The 17,341-nt window shown below is 41.2% G+C and carries 14 protein-coding genes; all 14 read left to right on the top strand.

Annotated features, from left to right (window positions below):
- The first annotated feature begins 39 nt into the window (after nt 1–39).
- The 14 genes from NSQ64_RS10400 (at nt 40) to NSQ64_RS10335 (ending at nt 17,304) form a co-directional block, all read left to right on the top strand.
- On the top strand, nt 40–1,296 hold the full coding sequence (locus NSQ64_RS10400) for an ABC transporter substrate-binding protein (protein WP_268382088.1): 1,257 nt from the start codon (nt 40–42) through the stop codon (nt 1,294–1,296).
- A 30-nt stretch (nt 1,297–1,326) separates the two neighbouring features.
- A complete protein-coding gene (locus NSQ64_RS10395) occupies nt 1,327–2,259 on the top strand; it encodes a carbohydrate ABC transporter permease (RefSeq protein WP_041507194.1) in 933 nt (310 codons plus the stop codon).
- Entirely contained in the window at nt 2,259–3,089 is an 831-nt protein-coding gene (locus NSQ64_RS10390) for a carbohydrate ABC transporter permease (protein ID WP_039167804.1), read from the top strand. The genes NSQ64_RS10395 and NSQ64_RS10390 overlap by 1 nt, the downstream gene beginning before the upstream one ends.
- Nucleotides 3,090–3,120: 31 nt before the next feature.
- On the top strand, nt 3,121–4,461 hold the full coding sequence (locus NSQ64_RS10385; RefSeq protein WP_268382087.1) for an alpha-glucosidase/alpha-galactosidase: 1,341 nt from the start codon (nt 3,121–3,123) through the stop codon (nt 4,459–4,461).
- A gap of 480 nt (nt 4,462–4,941) precedes the next feature.
- Nucleotides 4,942–5,832, top strand: a complete 891-nt coding sequence (gene iolE / locus NSQ64_RS10380) for a myo-inosose-2 dehydratase (RefSeq protein WP_268382085.1) — start codon at nt 4,942–4,944, stop codon at nt 5,830–5,832.
- Nucleotides 5,833–5,852: 20 nt separating this feature from the next.
- Nucleotides 5,853–7,268, top strand: a complete 1,416-nt coding sequence (locus NSQ64_RS10375; RefSeq protein ID WP_268382083.1) for a sugar porter family MFS transporter — start codon at nt 5,853–5,855, stop codon at nt 7,266–7,268.
- Nucleotides 7,269–7,343: 75 nt separating this feature from the next.
- Nucleotides 7,344–8,213 (top strand): class II fructose-1,6-bisphosphate aldolase, encoded by an 870-nt coding sequence (gene fba, locus NSQ64_RS10370; RefSeq protein ID WP_268382082.1) that lies wholly within the window; start codon nt 7,344–7,346, stop codon nt 8,211–8,213.
- A 48-nt stretch (nt 8,214–8,261) separates the two neighbouring features.
- Complete coding sequence (locus NSQ64_RS10365; protein WP_268382081.1) at nt 8,262–9,047, top strand: DeoR/GlpR family DNA-binding transcription regulator; 786 nt, start codon at nt 8,262–8,264, stop codon at nt 9,045–9,047.
- A gap of 42 nt (nt 9,048–9,089) precedes the next feature.
- Nucleotides 9,090–11,015 carry a 3D-(3,5/4)-trihydroxycyclohexane-1,2-dione acylhydrolase (decyclizing) gene (gene iolD / locus NSQ64_RS10360; protein ID WP_341016359.1) on the top strand — a complete coding sequence of 642 codons (1,926 nt, stop codon included), beginning with the start codon at nt 9,090–9,092 and terminating at the stop codon, nt 11,013–11,015.
- Nucleotides 11,016–11,043: 28 nt separating this feature from the next.
- A complete protein-coding gene (gene iolB / locus NSQ64_RS10355) occupies nt 11,044–11,874 on the top strand; it encodes a 5-deoxy-glucuronate isomerase (protein WP_268382078.1) in 831 nt (276 codons plus the stop codon).
- Nucleotides 11,874–12,887: a 5-dehydro-2-deoxygluconokinase gene (gene iolC / locus NSQ64_RS10350; RefSeq protein ID WP_268382077.1), complete on the top strand. Its 1,014-nt coding sequence runs from the start codon at nt 11,874–11,876 to the stop codon at nt 12,885–12,887. The genes iolB and iolC overlap by 1 nt, the downstream gene beginning before the upstream one ends.
- 19 nt (nt 12,888–12,906) lie before the next feature.
- A complete protein-coding gene (locus NSQ64_RS10345; protein WP_268382076.1) occupies nt 12,907–14,367 on the top strand; it encodes a CoA-acylating methylmalonate-semialdehyde dehydrogenase in 1,461 nt (486 codons plus the stop codon).
- A 66-nt stretch (nt 14,368–14,433) separates the two neighbouring features.
- The gene (locus NSQ64_RS10340) at nt 14,434–15,468 is read left to right on the top strand and encodes a Gfo/Idh/MocA family oxidoreductase (protein WP_268382075.1); all 1,035 of its coding nucleotides are present in this window, start codon (nt 14,434–14,436) and stop codon (nt 15,466–15,468) included.
- 291 nt (nt 15,469–15,759) lie between these two features.
- On the top strand, nt 15,760–17,304 hold the full coding sequence (locus NSQ64_RS10335; protein ID WP_341016353.1) for a glycoside hydrolase family 43 protein: 1,545 nt from the start codon (nt 15,760–15,762) through the stop codon (nt 17,302–17,304).
- The last annotated feature ends 37 nt before the right edge of the window (nt 17,305–17,341 follow it).

The raw sequence follows: 17,341 nt of genomic DNA, 5'->3' as shown, positions 1-17,341 counted from the left end.
ATAATCGTCTGAATTTTCAGTGATCAAGAGGAGGAAACGATGAATAAAAAAATTTTGATGTTGTGTGCAGCTCTAGTTTTGTCGATGATCTTGTCTGCTTGTGGCAATAACGGTGCGTCTGAAGCAAACGGAAAAGTGACCTTGACTCTATTCTCTACAATGAGCAACAGCGGGGAGAGAAAGGCATTTGAAGAAGTGATCCGTGACTTTGAAAAAGAACATCAAAACATCCGAATTGATGCCAACTTCCCTGGCAACAGCTATGAAGATATGATACGCGTCAAAATGGGCGCAAACGACATGCCAGACCTATTTGATACACACGGCTGGGCCAAGCTGCGATATAGCGAATACGTGGCTGATCTAAAGGAGATGGACTGGGTAAAACAACTCGATCCTTCACTCGATCAAATTTTAAAAGACAAAGATGGCAAAGTCTATGCTTATCCGCTGAATCAAGCAAAAGACGGACTTAGTTTTAATGCCAATCTATTAAAAGAATATGGCATAAAAGTTCCTAAAACACTGGATGAACTGAGAACTGCTTTACAGACTGTCAAAGAAAAAAGTAAAGGAGACGTTGTGCCGCTTTGGATCCCAGGAGGCGATAATTCAAATATTGCCCAAGTCTTTGATGAGCTGGCAACGCCTTTACTCATTACCGATCAAAAACATCAATACGGAAAAGACCTTGAAAATGGATCATTTGATTGGTCTCAATATACACCGCTTGCACAGTTTATGAAGGAGCTGAAAGATCAAGACCTTTTAAACAAAGATGTACTCACTGCGAAACTATCCCAAGCACCTGAGCTAATGGCACAAAACAAAATTGCTTTCACCTTTGTGGGAGGATCTTTAGGACCTGAGGCGACTGAACTCAATCAATCGATCAAAGTAGGCACCATGCCCGTACCAGCTATTCATGAAGGAGATGAGCAAAGCTGGATTGGCGGGGAACGCTTTACTGTTGCGGCATGGAAAGACTCAAAGCATCTAAAAGAAGCAAAACAATTCATTGACTTTTTAGCAAAGCCTGAAAACGCAAAGAAAATCGCAGAGGGCACTTCCTCTGAAACGGCTTTAAAAGAAGTCAAAGCCAAAAACTATTACTCTACATTTTACGAGCAATATGAAGATATTAAGATTGAACCATATTTTGATCGGAAATACTTACCGAGCGGCATGTGGGCTGTCATGGCAACGACCGGTCAAGAATTATTAGCAGGCTCCATCACACCGGAACAACTATCGAAGAAAATGGAAGAGGAATATAAGCGTCTGAAAAAACAATAGCAGGCTCATGCTGAAACAGGAGTGAAGCCAATGAGTGACATCACAAAAGAAAAACAGGCGGCGACATTTACCTCTTTTCCAAAACAGAAGATGAAAAATAGCCAAAATTCTTCACTTTGGTGGATGTATCTGCCTGCTGTTCTCGTTGTCAGTACCTTTATCATTTATCCCTTTTTTAACGGGATTCAGCTCTCTTTTACAAATTGGAACGGTTTCTCACAACAGTATGAGTGGATCGGACTTGATCAATACAAACGGCTACTACAAGATCCAACTACATGGCTTGTTGTGAAAAATACCCTTCTTTACGGCATCGGGAGCACCATCTTACAAAATATGATTGGTCTTGGATATGCACTCTTATTAAATCAAAGTTTAAAAATGAGAGCCATCACAAGAACGGTGATCTATCTACCCGTCATGATCAGCCCGATTGCTATGGGCTATATTTGGTATTTTGTCTTTGCGTACCAAGGTGGTGCTTTAAACGACGTTGTTACCCTTTTTGGATTTGATCCAATGAACGCACTTGGTAATCCGCAGCTAAACACTTGGATCATCGTGTTTGTGAATACGTATCAATTCGTCGGGATTGCCATGATCATTTATTTAGCAGGACTCCAAAGCATTCCTAAAGATTATTATGAAGCAGCACAACTCGACGGAGCTTCAGGTCTTCAGCAATTTTGGCGCATCACATTACCGCTTTTAATGCCATCTATCACCATCAATGTTGTGCTCAATGTCATCGGTGGACTTAAATTATTTGATGTCATTGTCGCGCTCACTGGCGGAGGACCCGGAGATTCCTCGCAATCGATGTCGACCTTTATGTATGATCTTTATTTCAAACGGCAGGATGCAGGCTATGCAGCGACGCAAGGTGTCTTTATGGCTGTTATCATCCTTGTCGTTAGTGTCGCAGCGCTCATTTATTTCAAACGAAAGGAGACCGAGGTGTGATGGATAACGCCTATAAACGAAAGAAAAGATGGTACTCCTTACTCGCCCTTTTGATAACATTGCTGCACCTGATTCCATTTTATATTTTAGTCACGACCTCTCTAAAGGGGATAGGAGATTTTAGCTCAAAATGGTTGTTCCCATCAACGCTTCATTTTGAAAACTTTCGCATGGCATGGACAGATGCTCAGCTTGGCCAGTCCTTTTTGAATACAGTGATCATTACGTTCAGCTCGGCTGCCCTACTCATCATCTTTGGATCACTTGCCGCCTATCCACTCGCAAGAAGAGGAACAAAGCTGAATCAAGCGGTGTATCTCTTATTCATTGCCATTATGGTGATACCGCCGCTCACAGCCCTTGTCCCTTTATACAAAATGGTTGTACAAATTGGCATGATGAATACTTATCAAATCGCTATTTTAAACAATGTTGCTGCTTTTTTGCCACTGACGATTTTTCTATATGCCGGTTTTATCCGGTCGACGATTCCCAAGGAGCTTGAAGAAGCCGCTCGTATTGATGGCGCGGGAACACTTAGAGTCTTTTTCACCGTCGTTTTTCCGCTGCTGAAGCCGATTACCGCTTCTGTTTTAATCATTGCCTGTGTGTATATTTGGAACGACTATCAATTTGCCATCTTCTTCTTGCAAGATAAAGAGATGCATACACTGACAGTCGCCTTATCCAATTTCTTTGGTCAAAATCAACACCAGCTCCAGCTCGTTGGCGCCGCTGCTCTTATTGCGATGCTGCCAATGGTCACGATGTTTTTACTTTTGCAAAAATACTTTATCGCAGGGCTGTCTCAAGGCTCTGTTAAAGGGTAATCCAACCTTGATGTAAAAAGGAGTGTCGTTCATGTCTAAAATTACATTTATCGGTGCAGGAAGTACCGTGTTTGCTAAAAATATATTAGGAGATTGTCTGTTCGTTCCCGCACTTGCCGGCTTTGAATTTGCGTTATATGATATCGACCACAACCGGCTGAAAGAATCAGAAACGATGCTGCGTCACTTAAAAGAGAACTACGGTGCACATGTGACCATTCAGTCGTATCACAACCGGAAAGAAGCCTTAAAGAATGCGAAATATGTCATCAATGCCATCCAGGTGGGAGGCTATCAGCCAAGCACTGTCATTGATTTTGAGATTCCAAAAAAATATGGATTAAGACAAACGATTGCAGATACGGTTGGCATCGGCGGCATTTTCCGTTCACTTCGAACCATTCCCGTGATGCTGGACTTCGCAAAGGATATGGAAGAGGTGTGTCCACACGCCTTATTATTAAATTACACGAATCCAATGGCCACACTGACTGGCGCTATGCTGCGTTATACTCGGGTTCAAACGGTTGGTCTTTGCCATAGCGTACAGGTGTGTACGAAAGATTTATTTCAATCACTTGAAATGGACCATGAAGGCATTGAAGAAAAAATTGCTGGCATTAACCACATGGCATGGTTATTAGAAGTGAAACGGGACGGTCAAGACTTGTATCCAGAAATCAAAGCAAGAGCAAAAGAAAAACAAAAAACGCGGCATCCTGATATGGTTCGTTTTGAACTAATGGATAAATTCGGCTACTATGTCACCGAATCCTCAGAGCACAATGCAGAATATCATCCGTATTTTATCAAATCTCGTTATCCAGAACTGATTGGACAGTTTAACATTCCGCTCGATGAATATCCAAGACGCTGCGAGGAACAAATCAACAATTGGAATACGATGAAACATGACCTTGTGGGAAACACACAAATCACGCATACGCGCTCTAAAGAATATGGTTCACGTATCATTGAAGCGATTGAAACGAACGTTCCCTTTAAATTTGGTGGAAATGTACTGAACACAGGAGGACTCATTGACAACCTGCCTGAAAAAGCTTGTGTAGAAGTACCGTGTGTGGCAGATCGAAGCGGTATCATGCCCTGCTATGTCGGAGAGATCCCTGAACAATTGGCTGGACTCAATCGAACGAATATCAACTCACAGCTGATGACGATTGAAGCAGCAATCAGCCGTAAAAAAGAGCACATTTATCAAGCGGCTTTATTGGATCCGCATACAAGCGCTGAACTATCAATTGATGACATCGTGAATCTTTGCGACGACCTCATTGAAGCACATGGGGATATACTGCCAGCCTACAAAGGGACTACCCAGTATAGCGCTTCATCCTCGTCGTCACATTAATCATGCATATCACTCTTTTTTAAAAAATAGAAGTGGGTGAAAATCACAGGAAAAAGAGCCAAATGGATGAATTGAAAGTTTGTTGACGCTTTCATCAAGATTGTATGCGTCTTCATCCGTTTTGCAAAAAAAACACATTGTCTTCATAATGAAAGAATCCGAAAAACGAAGGAGTCATTCATTGTGAAAACGTATGCGAAAAAGTTTATTGAAGAACTAAAAGAATCCATGAAGCATTACGGTGAATCTATCATTAAAATTAAGTCAAATCTATAATAAATGAACAAGGAAAAAAGACCTGATGTGCAAATGCCGTCAGGTCTTTTTACACAAAAAATCAAAAATATAATTGACTGAAAGCGCTTTTAATATTATGATTACCTTAAACTTAACCATAAGTTACCCAATTAATAATCAAAGTATTGGTTAACTTATGGTTAATTTAGAAGGATAATAAACAAAAGGAGGTTGACAAACAACGTGTCTAAAGAAATTTTATGGGGCATTGCGCCTATTGGATGGAGGAACGATGACATTCCAGCACTTGGCGCCGAAAACACACTATCTCATTTATTAAGTGATATTTGTGTCGCTGGCTTTGAAGGAACTGAAGCAGGTGGTTTCTTTCCAGAACCAGCTGTCTTGAATAAAGAACTAAAACTTCGCAATTTAAAAATAGCTGGAAAATGGTTTAGCAGTTATATTATCCGAGATGGTTTAGCAGCTTCAATACAAGCATTCAAAAAGCATTGTCAGTACTTGCAAGACATTCATGCTAGTGTAGCTGTTGTCTCAGAGCAAACGTACTCCATTCAAAAAGAAAACATCAACATCTATCAACATCAGCCATCTTTCACAGATGAGGAATGGGCTCTGCTTTTAGAAGGGCTCAATGAATTAGGTCAAATAGCAAACAGTTATCATCTCAAACTAGTCTATCATCATCATCTTGGAACAGGGGTACAAACATTATCAGATGTCACACGTCTTTTAGCTGGAACAGACCCTCGGTATGTTCACCTTTTATATGATTCTGGACACATTTACGTATCAGATGGCGATTATTTAGCCTTGCTCAATCTGCATATCGACCGTATCAAGCACGTCCATTTTAAAGATGTGAGAAAAGAAGTGATGGAAGGCTGTCGTCAAGAAGAATTGTCTTTTTCTGAATCTTTCTTAAATGGACTGTTTACAGTACCTGGGGATGGCTGTATCGATTTTAATGAAGTATACCGTTTGTTAATCAATCATGGCTATAAAGGGTGGATCGTCATTGAAGCTGAACAGAATCCTGCGATTGCTCATCCTTTAGAATATGCATTAAAGGCTCGTCAGTATATTGATGAAAACTTGGCTATTCATTCTTAAAGAGAACAGGAGAAAAGACCATGAACAAAAGTCAACAAACCAATTTAAGATCTATTATCCTAATTTCAACCTTTGGAGGACTTCTTTTTGGTTATGACACTGGTGTATTAAATGGTGCATTACCTTACATGTCTTTACCGAATCAGTTAAACTTAACAGCACTGATGCAAGGAATTGTGACAAGTGCATTATTATTAGGTGCAGCGTTAGGTGCAGTCATATGCGGACGATTATCAGATAGGTTCGGGCGCCGTAAAACTATTTTTTACTTAGCCGCTCTATTCTTTTTTTCTACATTAGGATGTACTGTATCACCAAACGCTGAAGTAATGGTCTTATTCCGATTCTTATTAGGACTTGGAGTTGGAGGAGCTTCAGTCATAGTTCCAGCATTTTTAGCTGAAATCTCTCCAGCAGAAAATCGTGGAAGAATCGTAACACAAAATGAACTGATGATCGTATCCGGCCAATTACTTGCTTTTACCTGTAATGCATTGATTGGGAACTTATTTGGAGAGAACCCGTATGTATGGCGCATCATGCTTCCGATTGCGGCGATTCCAGCCATTATTTTATTCTTCGGTATGCTAAAAGTACCAGAGAGCCCGAGGTGGCTTGTAACAAAGGGGAAAAACAAAGAAGCACTTCAAGTACTTCACCGCATTCGCTCAAAAGGGGCGGCGAAAGCAGAGTTGCTCGAAATAGAGAACGCTTACAGGGAAGAAGTGAATTTAAATAAAGCTACTTTAAAAGATTTATCCACGCCGTGGATTAGGCGACTTGTGTTTATCGGCATAGGAATTGCAGTTGTACAGCAGTTCACAGGGGTAAATTCCATCATGTATTACGGAACAGAAATTTTAAAAGATGCAGGTTTTGAAACGAAGGCAGCTCTAATTGGGAATATCGGGAATGGCTTTATCTCTGTCCTTGCTACATTTGTTGGAATTTGGCTGCTTGGCAAAATAGGACGTCGCCCTATGTTAATTTCAGGCTTGATTGGAACAACCTTTACATTACTGTGTATCGGCATTTGCTCTAATCTTTTTGCAGGAACAGCCTTCCTTCCATATTTGATTTTATTTTTGACGATTACATTCCTTGCATTCCAGCAAGGCGCCATCTCTCCTGTCACTTGGCTCATGCTGTCAGAAATTTTTCCTCTTCGTCTGCGGGGGCTTGGTATGGGGGTTAGTGTATTTTGTCTATGGATGGTGAACTTTTTAATTGGGTTGACGTTCCCAATATTACTTGCTCAGATCGGCCTCTCGATGACTTTCTTCGTTTTTGTAGCTTTCGGAGTCCTGTCTATTTTGTTTGTAGTGAAGTGCTTGCCGGAAACAAAAGGAATGACACTTGAAGAACTAGAAATGAATTTCCGTAAGCACGGTCAAACATCAATAGACATCACGACAGATCAACAAACGCTGTCTTAAATAGAGGATGAAAACAAAGATGGTCTCGAACCAATTTGTCAAAATGGAGTTTCAACAGTAAGGAGTGTTCAATGGATGACTGTAATAGATTCAAAGCTCGTTTCAATGAAAAGCATGCTGCATGAAGCAAAACAAAAACAATATGCAGTAGGGCAAATTAATATCAATGGTTTGCAATGGGTGAAAGCCATCTTACTTGCGGCAAAAGAGGAGCGATCTCCTATCATTTTAGCAGCATCTGACCGGCTCATTGACTATTTGGGCGGTTTTCACACGATTGTAGGCATGGTTGAAGGGTTAATGAAAGATTTGGCGATCAATGTCCCAGTTTCTTTACATTTAGATCATGGCATGACTGTCTCTCGGTGCAAAGCTGCCATTGATGCAGGATTTAGTTCGGTCATGATAGACGGATCTTCCTATCCTCTTTCACAAAATATCGCCATGACAAAAGAAGTTGTTCATTATGCCTCTAAAAGAGGTGTATCTGTCGAAGCTGAAGTGGGCTCTGTTGGAGGAATGGAAGATGGCTTGATAGGAAATATCATCTATGCTGATCCATATGAATGTGTGCGCCTTGTTAGAGAAACAGGAATTGATGCCTTGGCCGCAGCACTCGGTTCAGTGCATGGTCCTTATCAAGGAGAACCGAAGCTAGGATTTGATGAGATGAAGCATATATCTGAACTCACAGACGTTCCGCTTGTCTTACACGGTGGTTCAGGCATTCCTGTTGACCAGATTCAAAGGGCTATCTCACTTGGTCATGCAAAAATCAATGTCAACACTGAATGCTTGGAAGCCTGGAATCAAGCGGTCCGAGCTCAACTAGCTGAAAATAAAGCAACCAATGATCCACAAACAATTTTATCACCTGGTACAGAAGCCATTAAACAAGCTGTCAAGATGAAAATCCAACTATTTGGATCAAGTCAGCGTGTTTGATAACATCTAGCAGACACTCCCATAGATAAGATGAAAAGGAAGATTCGCATGATAAAAACGAAAAGAATCCAGCAAATAAAAGAATATGTGATTCAACATCAGTCTGTCTCGTTAGATGATCTTGTCACAACCTTTGGGGTGTCAAAAAATACGATTAGGCGAGACGTTCAAAAGCTCGTTGAAGAAGGGCATATCCAAAAAGTTTACGGAGGAGTAGCAGCAAATCATGCAAGGCTTGAATCATTTCATGACAGACAAACACGAAACCAACTTCAAAAAAGATTGATTGCAAAAGATGCGGCTAGATTAGTAGATGATGGCGATGTCATTTTTATCGACTCTGGTACCACAACATTAGAAATGATTCATTTTATAAAAGAAAAGGAATTAACGGTTGTCACGAACAACTTAGACTTTATTGTACAAGCATTGCCTTACACTGGGCTTCAAGTCATTTCAACTGGCGGCCAATTAGAGCGGAAAACGAAATCATTTTCCAGCTTTACTTATACAAATGATGTACTTCAGTACAACTTCGATAAAGTGTTTATGGCATCAACAGGAGTCTCTATTTCAAATGGAGTAACAAATTCATCGCCAGTAGAAACAAGCATGAAGGAAATGGTCGTCAAAAAAGGTAGAGAAGTGATTCTATTAGTAGATCATACAAAATTCAATAAGTATGCGATGTTGACTTATTGCCAGCTGGATGAAATCGACTACTTAATCACTGATAATTCTCTGGATAACTCGTATACAACCTTTTTCAAAAAGAATCATATCAAATGGATCGTTGCTCCTTCACAAGATGAAAGTCAGCAAACTTTAACGTGAAGGAACATGTCAAAAATATTTTCAGATAAGGCAGGGAACAAAATGGACACAATCAGATTAACGATGAGTCAAGCATTGGTCAAATTTTTAAATGCCCAGTACGTTGAATATGACGGTGAAAAAAAGCCTTTTATCAAAGGAATCTTTACAATTTTCGGTCACGGAAATGTGTTGGGGCTTGGTCAAGCCCTTCAAGAAAACCCTGGAAGGCTCGAGGTATATCAGGGAAGAAATGAACAAGGAATGGCACATGCTGCAACGGCCTTCGCAAAGCAAAAGCAACGTAAACAAGTAATGGCCTGCACCTCATCCGTTGGGCCTGGCTCAGCCAATATGGTCACAGCTGCTGCAACGGCAACAGCGAATCAAATTCCACTTTTGCTTTTCCCAAGTGATGTCTTTGCAACACGACAGCCAGATCCAGCACTTCAGCAGATTGAACAAACATACGACTTGAGTTTATCGACGAATGATGCCTTTCGGGCTGTGAGTAAATACTGGGACAGGGTATCAAGACCTGAACAGCTCATGTCGGCACTGATTAACGCCATGCGTGTTTTAACAAATCAAGCAGATACTGGTGCTGTCACAATTTCGCTTCCTCAAGATGTTCAAGGAGAAGCATGGGATTATCCGCTGTCTTTTTTTCAAGAGCGGACGTATTATTTAGACAGATATGCACCTTCAGCAAGAAGTATTCAAGAAGCAGCGGCACTCATTCGTAAGAAAAAGAAGCCTTTCTTGATTTTAGGCGGAGGGGTTCGTTACTCAGAGGCGGCAGACGAGTTTGTCCAATTTGCTGAAACTTTTCATATACCCTTTAGTGAAACACAAGCTGGTAAAAGCTGTGTTGAAAGCAGCCACCCATTAAATGTAGGCGGACTTGGTGTCACTGGCAATAGTGCCGCCAATGAACTCGCTCAGAAGGCTGACCTTATTATTGGCGTCGGCACTAGATTTACAGACTTTACAACATCATCTAAACGGCTATACGCAGACAGTGATGTTTTAACTATCAATCTATCCGACTATCATGCATCTAAATTAGATGCAACAACAGTCATTTCTGATGCGAAGATGGCACTCCTTGTATTAAAGGATGAACTAGCAAACTATCAAACAAATTATCAAAATGAAATCAAAGAAGCAAAACAGCGCTGGGAACAAGAATTACATCGGCTTCATCATATTCAGTACACTGAAACAGGCTTTACACCTGAAATCAAAAGCCACTTTGATCATGAATTAGATGAATATAAGGAAAAACTTAATACAACGCTGCCTCAAACGACTGTACTTGGCTATTTAAATGAATGGATTCCATCTGACGCCATTATTACATGTGCTGCAGGCAGTCTCCCAGGAGATTTACAGAGAATGTGGGTGACAAAAGAGCGAAACACATATCACCTTGAATATGGATACTCTTGTATGGGTTACGAAATTGCTTCTGCACTTGGAGCAAAAATGGCTGAACCAACCAAAGAAGTGTATGCCTTAACGGGTGATGGTAGTTATTTAATGCTGCATAGTGAACTTGTAACAAGCATTCAAGAAGGCTATAAAATTAATATCGTTCTTTTTGACAACTCCGGTTTTGGCTGTATTAATAATTTGCAAATGAGCCATGGTATGGACAGTTTTGCGACTGAATTTCGAAAAAGAAATAAGAAAACCGGACAGCTTGATGGAGAGATTATGAGAATCAATTTTGCCCAATCAGCAAAAGGTTATGGAGCAAAAACATATGAAGTTCATACACTCGATGAACTGAAATCTTCGCTTGAAGATGCTAAAAAGCAGACAGTCAGTACCCTGATTGATGTGAAAGTACTTCCAAAAACCATGACAGCAGGTTACGGTGACTCATGGTGGAACGTAGGAATCTCTGAAATTTCAGATAAAGAACAGATCAAAAAAGAATATGAAGAAAAACAGCAAAAATTAAAACAAGCAAGACAATATTAAGAAAAGCTACATGAAAGGTGTGTGCATAATGGCTGATTTAATTGTACCGAAACAAAAAAGAGACAAAGAGGGAAAGGTGCTAAGCATCACACCTCAATCAGCAGGTTGGACCTATATTGGGTTTGAGGTATACACATTGACAAAAGGTGAAAACCTTCGTAAAAAAACAGGTGAAAATGAGGTATGCATTGTCATTCTCTCAGGTAAACTTCATCTCCAAACGAAAGAAAAGGCATGGAAAGAAATTGGCGAACGAATGAATGTTTTCGAGAAAAGACCTCCTTTCTCCATTTATATACCAAACGATGATCATTACGAAATTGAAGCCATAACAGATATTGAGATCGCCGTTTGTAGTGCACCTGGAAAAAGCACATATCCAGCTCGTCTCATTCTTCCTGAACAAGTAGACGTTGAACATAGAGGCGCAGGTAATATCGCAAGACAGGTTCACAACATTTTACCCGAACATGAACCAGCTGATCACCTGCTTGTAGTGGAAGTATTTACACCGGAAGGAAACTGGTCGAGCTATCCGCCGCATAAACATGATCAAGATAATTTGCCGCACGAATCTTATTTAGAAGAAACGTATTATCACAAAGTAAACCCAGAACAAGGTTTTGTTTTACAAAGAGTATATACAGATGATCTTTCACTAGATGAGACAATGGCTGTAAGAGATAGTTCCGCCGTTCTTGTACCAAAAGGATATCACCCTGTGTCAGCACCACCAGGCTATGAAATCTATTATTTGAATGTCATGGCAGGTCCAGTGAGAACTTGGAAGTTTCATAACAATGCTGAACATGAATGGGTTATGAAAAACAAATTGAGTATGAAAAGGGAGGGGCGCTGATGCTAGACTTAACGTTTAAACAAGATAGGCAGCTTGATGTTATTGCAATGGGAAGATTATGTATTGATTTAAATGCGAACGAACTGAACCGGCCGATGGAAGAGACGATGACATTCACAAAATACGTCGGGGGGTCTCCAGCTAACATTGCCATTGGTTTAGCAAGGCTCGGTATGAAATCTGGATTCATTGGAAAAGTCTCTAACGATCAGATGGGACGTTTTGCAACGAGCTACTTGGAAAAGAACAATATCAATACAGACGGCATTGTCATAGATCAAACTGGTGCTGTCACGGGTCTTGCCTTTACTGAGATTAAGAGTCCCGAAGAATGCAGTATTTTAATGTACCGAGACAATGTAGCAGATTTAAAAATCGATGTCCAAGAAGTATCTGAACAATATATCAAAAAGGCGAAAGCATTACTCATCTCAGGCACTGCGCTAGCAAAAAGCCCATCAAGAGAAGCAGTATTTGTGGCACTTGATTATGCACGGAAGCATCACGTAACTGTCTTCTTTGACTTGGATTATCGTCCATACACTTGGCAAACCGAGCAAGAAACAGCGATTTATTACAATTTAGCTGCTGAAAAGTCAGACGTGATCATCGGCACAAGAGAAGAGTTTGACATGATGGAAAAACTCACAGCAGATGGACCGTCAAATGATGAATCAACCGCCAAAAAATGGTTTTCATACCATGCCAAAATTGTTGTTATTAAACATGGGGGTGATGGTTCCATCGCTTATACGCAGGATGGACAGTCATATCAAGGCGGCATCTTTAAAACAAAAGTTCTCAAAACATTCGGAGCGGGTGATTCATATGCTTCAGCCTTTATCTATGGACTGATGAACAACATGTCCATTGAAGAAGCTATGCGTTTTGGAAGCGCTTCTGCCTCCATCGTAATTTCTAAGCATAGTTCATCAGATGCCATGCCAACAGTTAAAGAAATCAAAGACTTTATGAACGAAACAAAAGTAATTGAACAAACACAACCAATTTAATCGTAGAGGAGAGAATATCATGGCTAAAACAACTGTCAAAACATTAAAAAATTATATTGGAGGAGAATGGGTAAATGCTGAAACAAGTCACACTGAACCCGTTTATAATCCAGCAACAGGGAAAGTCATTGCAGAAGTTCCCCTATCGACAAAAGAAGATGTAGAACGAGCGGTGCAAGCAGCAAAAGAAGCCTTCTCCAGCTGGTCTAAAACCCCTGTACCAAGACGTGCACGTATTCTCTTTAAATATCAGCAATTATTAGTCGAAAAATGGGAAGAATTAGCCGAACTGGTTACTCTCGAAAATGGAAAAAGTTTAACTGAAGCACGAGGAGAAGTACAGCGAGGCATTGAATGCGTCGAATTCGCAGCTGGTGCCCCAACTTTAATGATGGGAAAACAATTGCCAGATATTGCAACCGGACTAGAGTCTGGTATGTACCGTTATCCGATTGGGGTCATTGGCGGCATCACACCATTTAACTTTCCAATGATGGTTCCTTGCTGGATGTTCCCGCTTGCCATTGCCTGCGGAAATACTTTCGTCTTAAAGCCTTCAGAGCGTACGCCTATTCTTGCGGCACGGTTAGCAGAGCTGTTTGAAGAAGCGGGCCTTCCAAAAGGTGTGCTTAACATTGTCAATGGGGCTCACGATGTCGTTAACGGCCTGCTTGAACATCAAAATGTCAAAGCTATTTCATTTGTCGGCTCTCAGCCAGTCGCAGAATACGTCTACAAAAAAGGAACAGAGCATGGCAAACGTGTCCAAGCACTTGCAGGAGCTAAAAATCACTCCATTGTCCTAAAAGACGCAGATATAGATGCGGCCGTCAAACAAATTGTTGGCGCTGCCTTTGGCTCTGCTGGAGAAAGATGTATGGCGGCAGCTGTTGTCACAGTAGAAGAAGATATAGCTGACGAGCTTATTCAAAAATTAATCGCTGAATCCAATCAAATGGTCATTGGAAATGGCATGAATGAAGATGTTTTCCTCGGCCCAGTCATTCGGGAAAGTCACAAAGAACGAACACTTCAATATATTCAATCAGGTATTGAAGAAGGAGCGAGTCTCATTCGTGATGGCCGCAAAGATCGTGAAACAGGAGGAGAAGGATACTTTATCGGCCCGACTATTTTTGATCATGTAACAAAAGAAATGAAAATCTGGCAGGACGAAATTTTCGCTCCAGTTTTATCAATTGTTCGCGTTCCATCGCTTGCTGATGCTATTGAACTTGCCAATGAGTCTAAATTTGCAAACGGTGCCTGCCTTTACACTGACAGTGCATCAAGTGTGAGGGAATTCCGCGAGAATATTGATGCAGGCATGTTAGGTATTAATGTCGGCGTTCCAGCACCAATGGCATTTTTCCCATTCTCTGGTTGGAAAGATTCATTTTATGGCGACCTGCACGCAAATGGCACAGACGGTGTGGAATTTTATACTAGAAAGAAAATGGTCACCGCTCGTTATATGTAATAAAAACATACTCCTATCAAATTCAAAACAGCTGTGCGAAAAAGCACAAATACAGGAGGTAACAAGATGGAATTAAAGATTGGTGTTATTGGCATAGGTGCCATTGGTCAAGATCATATTAAGCGAATTACAAATACGCTGTCTAAAGGAAGAGTGGTGGCTGTTACTGATGTGAACAGACAGCAGGCAAAAGCCATCGTAGATGCATTCAGCCTGGATGCACGTATTTATGAGGATGGCCATCAGCTTATTCAATCAGATGAGGTAGATGCCATTATCGTAACATCATGGGGGCCGACACATGAAGAATTTGTGTTAGCTGCTATTGAAGCTAATAAACCTGTTTTTTGTGAAAAACCACTTGCAACAACAGCAGAAGGCTGCATACGTATTGTCGAGGCTGAAATGAAGAAAGGGAAATTACTCGTACAGGTTGGATATATGCGCCGGTACGATTCGGGATATCGTGCTTTAAAACAAGTGCTGGATGAAGGACAAGTAGGTGAACCTTTAATTATTCATGCTGCACATAGAAACCAAACCGTCCCTGACACATATACAGGAGACATGTCAATTGTCGATACATTCATTCATGAAATTGATGTCCACCGCTGGTTACTAAATGATGAATACGTATCCGTACAAATCATTGCACCTAAAAAAACGAAGCAAGCTGCTAAGCATTTACAAGATCCTTTAATAGTGATCATGAAAACGCAACGAGGAACCATCATCAATGGCGAAATATTTGTTCATTGTCAGTACGGCTATGACATTCAGTGTCAGATTGTCGGTGAAAAAGGGATTGCAAGTCTACCTGACCCTGCCAGTGTCGTGTTGCATAGTCAGGCAACACGATCTACAAATATCTTAACTGACTGGCAGCATCGATTTAAAGAAGCTTATGACGAAGAATTGCAGGATTGGATCAATTCTTCATTAAAAGGAGAAGTAAATGGACCTACTGCTTGGGATGGATATGTAGCTGCTGTAACAGCAGATGCTTGTCTTAAAGCAAAAGCAACTGGTGAAACAACGCCAATTCACCTACAAGAACGTCCAGCCTTTTATCATCAAACACTTATCGCTGAAAAAATATAATCAATTCAAAAGAAGAGGCTGCTGAAAGCAGTCTCTTTTTCATTACAAAAAAGAAGTAGATAGAGTGATGAGCACCATTTACAAGAAACAAGAAAATGCAGCCCCAGCATGGGAGACTGCATTTTCTTGTTGTCTCCTAGTCAAAAAGTAAGGGTTTTCATCGTGATTTCAGCGAGGATTTGCACTAGAAATCATTCTTTATATTCATTCTTCATCAGTACCTATCAACATATTTTGAAATTGGGCCTAAACCCCAATATTAGGAAGATGAAAACAGGAGGAAATGAAACGATGAGGACGAGGATGAAGTGCGGCGTAGGTTTATTGATTTTTGCTTTGGTACTGAGTTGTTTACCGGTATATGCTGCGAATGCGGCAAGCACAACAATTGCAAAACGTGTAGGAAATGCAAACCCGCTCATAGACCACCACTTGGGCGCTGATCCGTTTGCGCTCACCTATAACGGAAGAGTGTACATTTATATGTCGAGTGATGACTATGAATATCACAGCAACGGAACGATTAAGGATAATTCTTTTGCCAATTTAAATAGGGTCTTCGTCATCTCTTCTGCAGATATGGTGAACTGGACAGATCATGGCGCGATTCCAGTAGCCGGTGCAAATGGGGCAAATGGAGGCAAAGGGATTGCCAAATGGGCAGGCGCTTCCTGGGCTCCATCAGCGGCGGTGAAAAAAATCAATGGGAAAGATAAATTTTTCCTTTACTTCGCAAACAGCGGCGGAGGGATTGGCGTTCTTACAGCAGACTCCCCAATTGGTCCATGGACAGATCCTATCGGAAAAGCGCTCGTCACGCCAAATACGCCAGGGATGTCCGGGGTTGTATGGCTTTTTGATCCAGCCGTATTTGTAGATGATGACGGTACTGGTTATCTATATGCCGGCGGAGGCGTTCCAGGCGGTTCCAATCCAACGCAGGGACAATGGGCAAATCCTAAAACAGCAAGAGTCCTGAAGCTAGGTGCTGATATGACAAGTGTGGCCAGTAGCGCATCCACCATTGATGCTCCTTTTATGTTTGAAGACTCAGGGATGCATAAGTATAACGGAACCTATTACTATTCCTATTGCATCAATTTTGGCGGCTCACATCCTGCTGATAAACCACCTGGTGAAATCGGCTATATGACGAGCTCAAGTCCGATGGGACCCTTCACGTATAAAGGACACTTTCTGAAAAATCCGGGTGCTTTTTTTGGTGGCGGCGGTAACAACCATCATGCGGTGTTCAATTTTAAAAATGAATGGTATGTGGTGTATCATACGCAAACCGTTAGCTCTGCATTATACGGAAGCGGCAAAGGCTATCGCTCTCCACATATTAACAAGCTTGTGCATAATGCAGATGGCTCCCTTCGAGAAGTAGCAGCCAATTATGAAGGAGTGAAACAGCTATCTAATCTGAATCCATATCAACGTGTTGAAGCTGAAACATTCGCTTGGAATGGACGCATTTTGACAGAAGCCTCGTCAGCACCAGGAGGACCAGTGAATAACCAGCATGTCACCAATATTCAAAATGGCGATTGGGTCGCTTTAGGGAATGTAGACTTTGGTTCAAATGGCGCTAGAACATTTAAAGCCAATGTCGCATCGACAGTAGGCGGGAAAATAGAAGTACGCCTTGGCAGCGCGAACGGCAGACTGGTTGGTACACTGAATGTCCCTTCCACCGGTGGAACACAAAACTGGCGGGAAATAGAAACATCGATTAACGGCGCATCCGGAGTGCACAACGTATTTTTTGTCTTTACCGGAACAGGCGGGGGAAATTTATTCCAATTTGATTCTTGGCAGTTTACTCAAAGGTAGCGAATAAAGGTGCTTAAATGTTTGATAGAGGAGTGGG

The sequence above is a fragment of the Bacillus sp. FSL W8-0183 genome (assembly GCF_038006825.1).
GTDB classification, from domain to species: Bacteria; Bacillota; Bacilli; order Bacillales; family Bacillaceae; genus Bacillus; species Bacillus altitudinis.
This window is presented reverse-complemented; position numbering and strand designations above follow the sequence as displayed.

What these genes read in the sequence shown, in the direction of transcription:
- NSQ64_RS10400 (WP_268382088.1), top strand. Translation starts at nt 40, where the DNA reads ATGAATAAAAAAATTTTGATGTTGTGTGCAGCTCTAGTTTTGTCGATG.
- NSQ64_RS10395 (WP_041507194.1), top strand. Translation starts at nt 1,327, where the DNA reads ATGAGTGACATCACAAAAGAAAAACAGGCGGCGACATTTACCTCTTTT.
- NSQ64_RS10390 (WP_039167804.1), top strand. Translation starts at nt 2,259, where the DNA reads ATGGATAACGCCTATAAACGAAAGAAAAGATGGTACTCCTTACTCGCC.
- NSQ64_RS10385 (WP_268382087.1), top strand. Translation starts at nt 3,121, where the DNA reads ATGTCTAAAATTACATTTATCGGTGCAGGAAGTACCGTGTTTGCTAAA.
- NSQ64_RS10375 (WP_268382083.1), top strand. Translation starts at nt 5,853, where the DNA reads ATGAACAAAAGTCAACAAACCAATTTAAGATCTATTATCCTAATTTCA.
- fba (WP_268382082.1), top strand. Translation starts at nt 7,344, where the DNA reads ATGACTGTAATAGATTCAAAGCTCGTTTCAATGAAAAGCATGCTGCAT.
- NSQ64_RS10365 (WP_268382081.1), top strand. Translation starts at nt 8,262, where the DNA reads ATGATAAAAACGAAAAGAATCCAGCAAATAAAAGAATATGTGATTCAA.
- iolD (WP_341016359.1), top strand. Translation starts at nt 9,090, where the DNA reads ATGGACACAATCAGATTAACGATGAGTCAAGCATTGGTCAAATTTTTA.
- iolB (WP_268382078.1), top strand. Translation starts at nt 11,044, where the DNA reads ATGGCTGATTTAATTGTACCGAAACAAAAAAGAGACAAAGAGGGAAAG.
- iolC (WP_268382077.1), top strand. Translation starts at nt 11,874, where the DNA reads ATGCTAGACTTAACGTTTAAACAAGATAGGCAGCTTGATGTTATTGCA.
- NSQ64_RS10345 (WP_268382076.1), top strand. Translation starts at nt 12,907, where the DNA reads ATGGCTAAAACAACTGTCAAAACATTAAAAAATTATATTGGAGGAGAA.
- NSQ64_RS10340 (WP_268382075.1), top strand. Translation starts at nt 14,434, where the DNA reads ATGGAATTAAAGATTGGTGTTATTGGCATAGGTGCCATTGGTCAAGAT.
- NSQ64_RS10335 (WP_341016353.1), top strand. Translation starts at nt 15,760, where the DNA reads ATGAGGACGAGGATGAAGTGCGGCGTAGGTTTATTGATTTTTGCTTTG.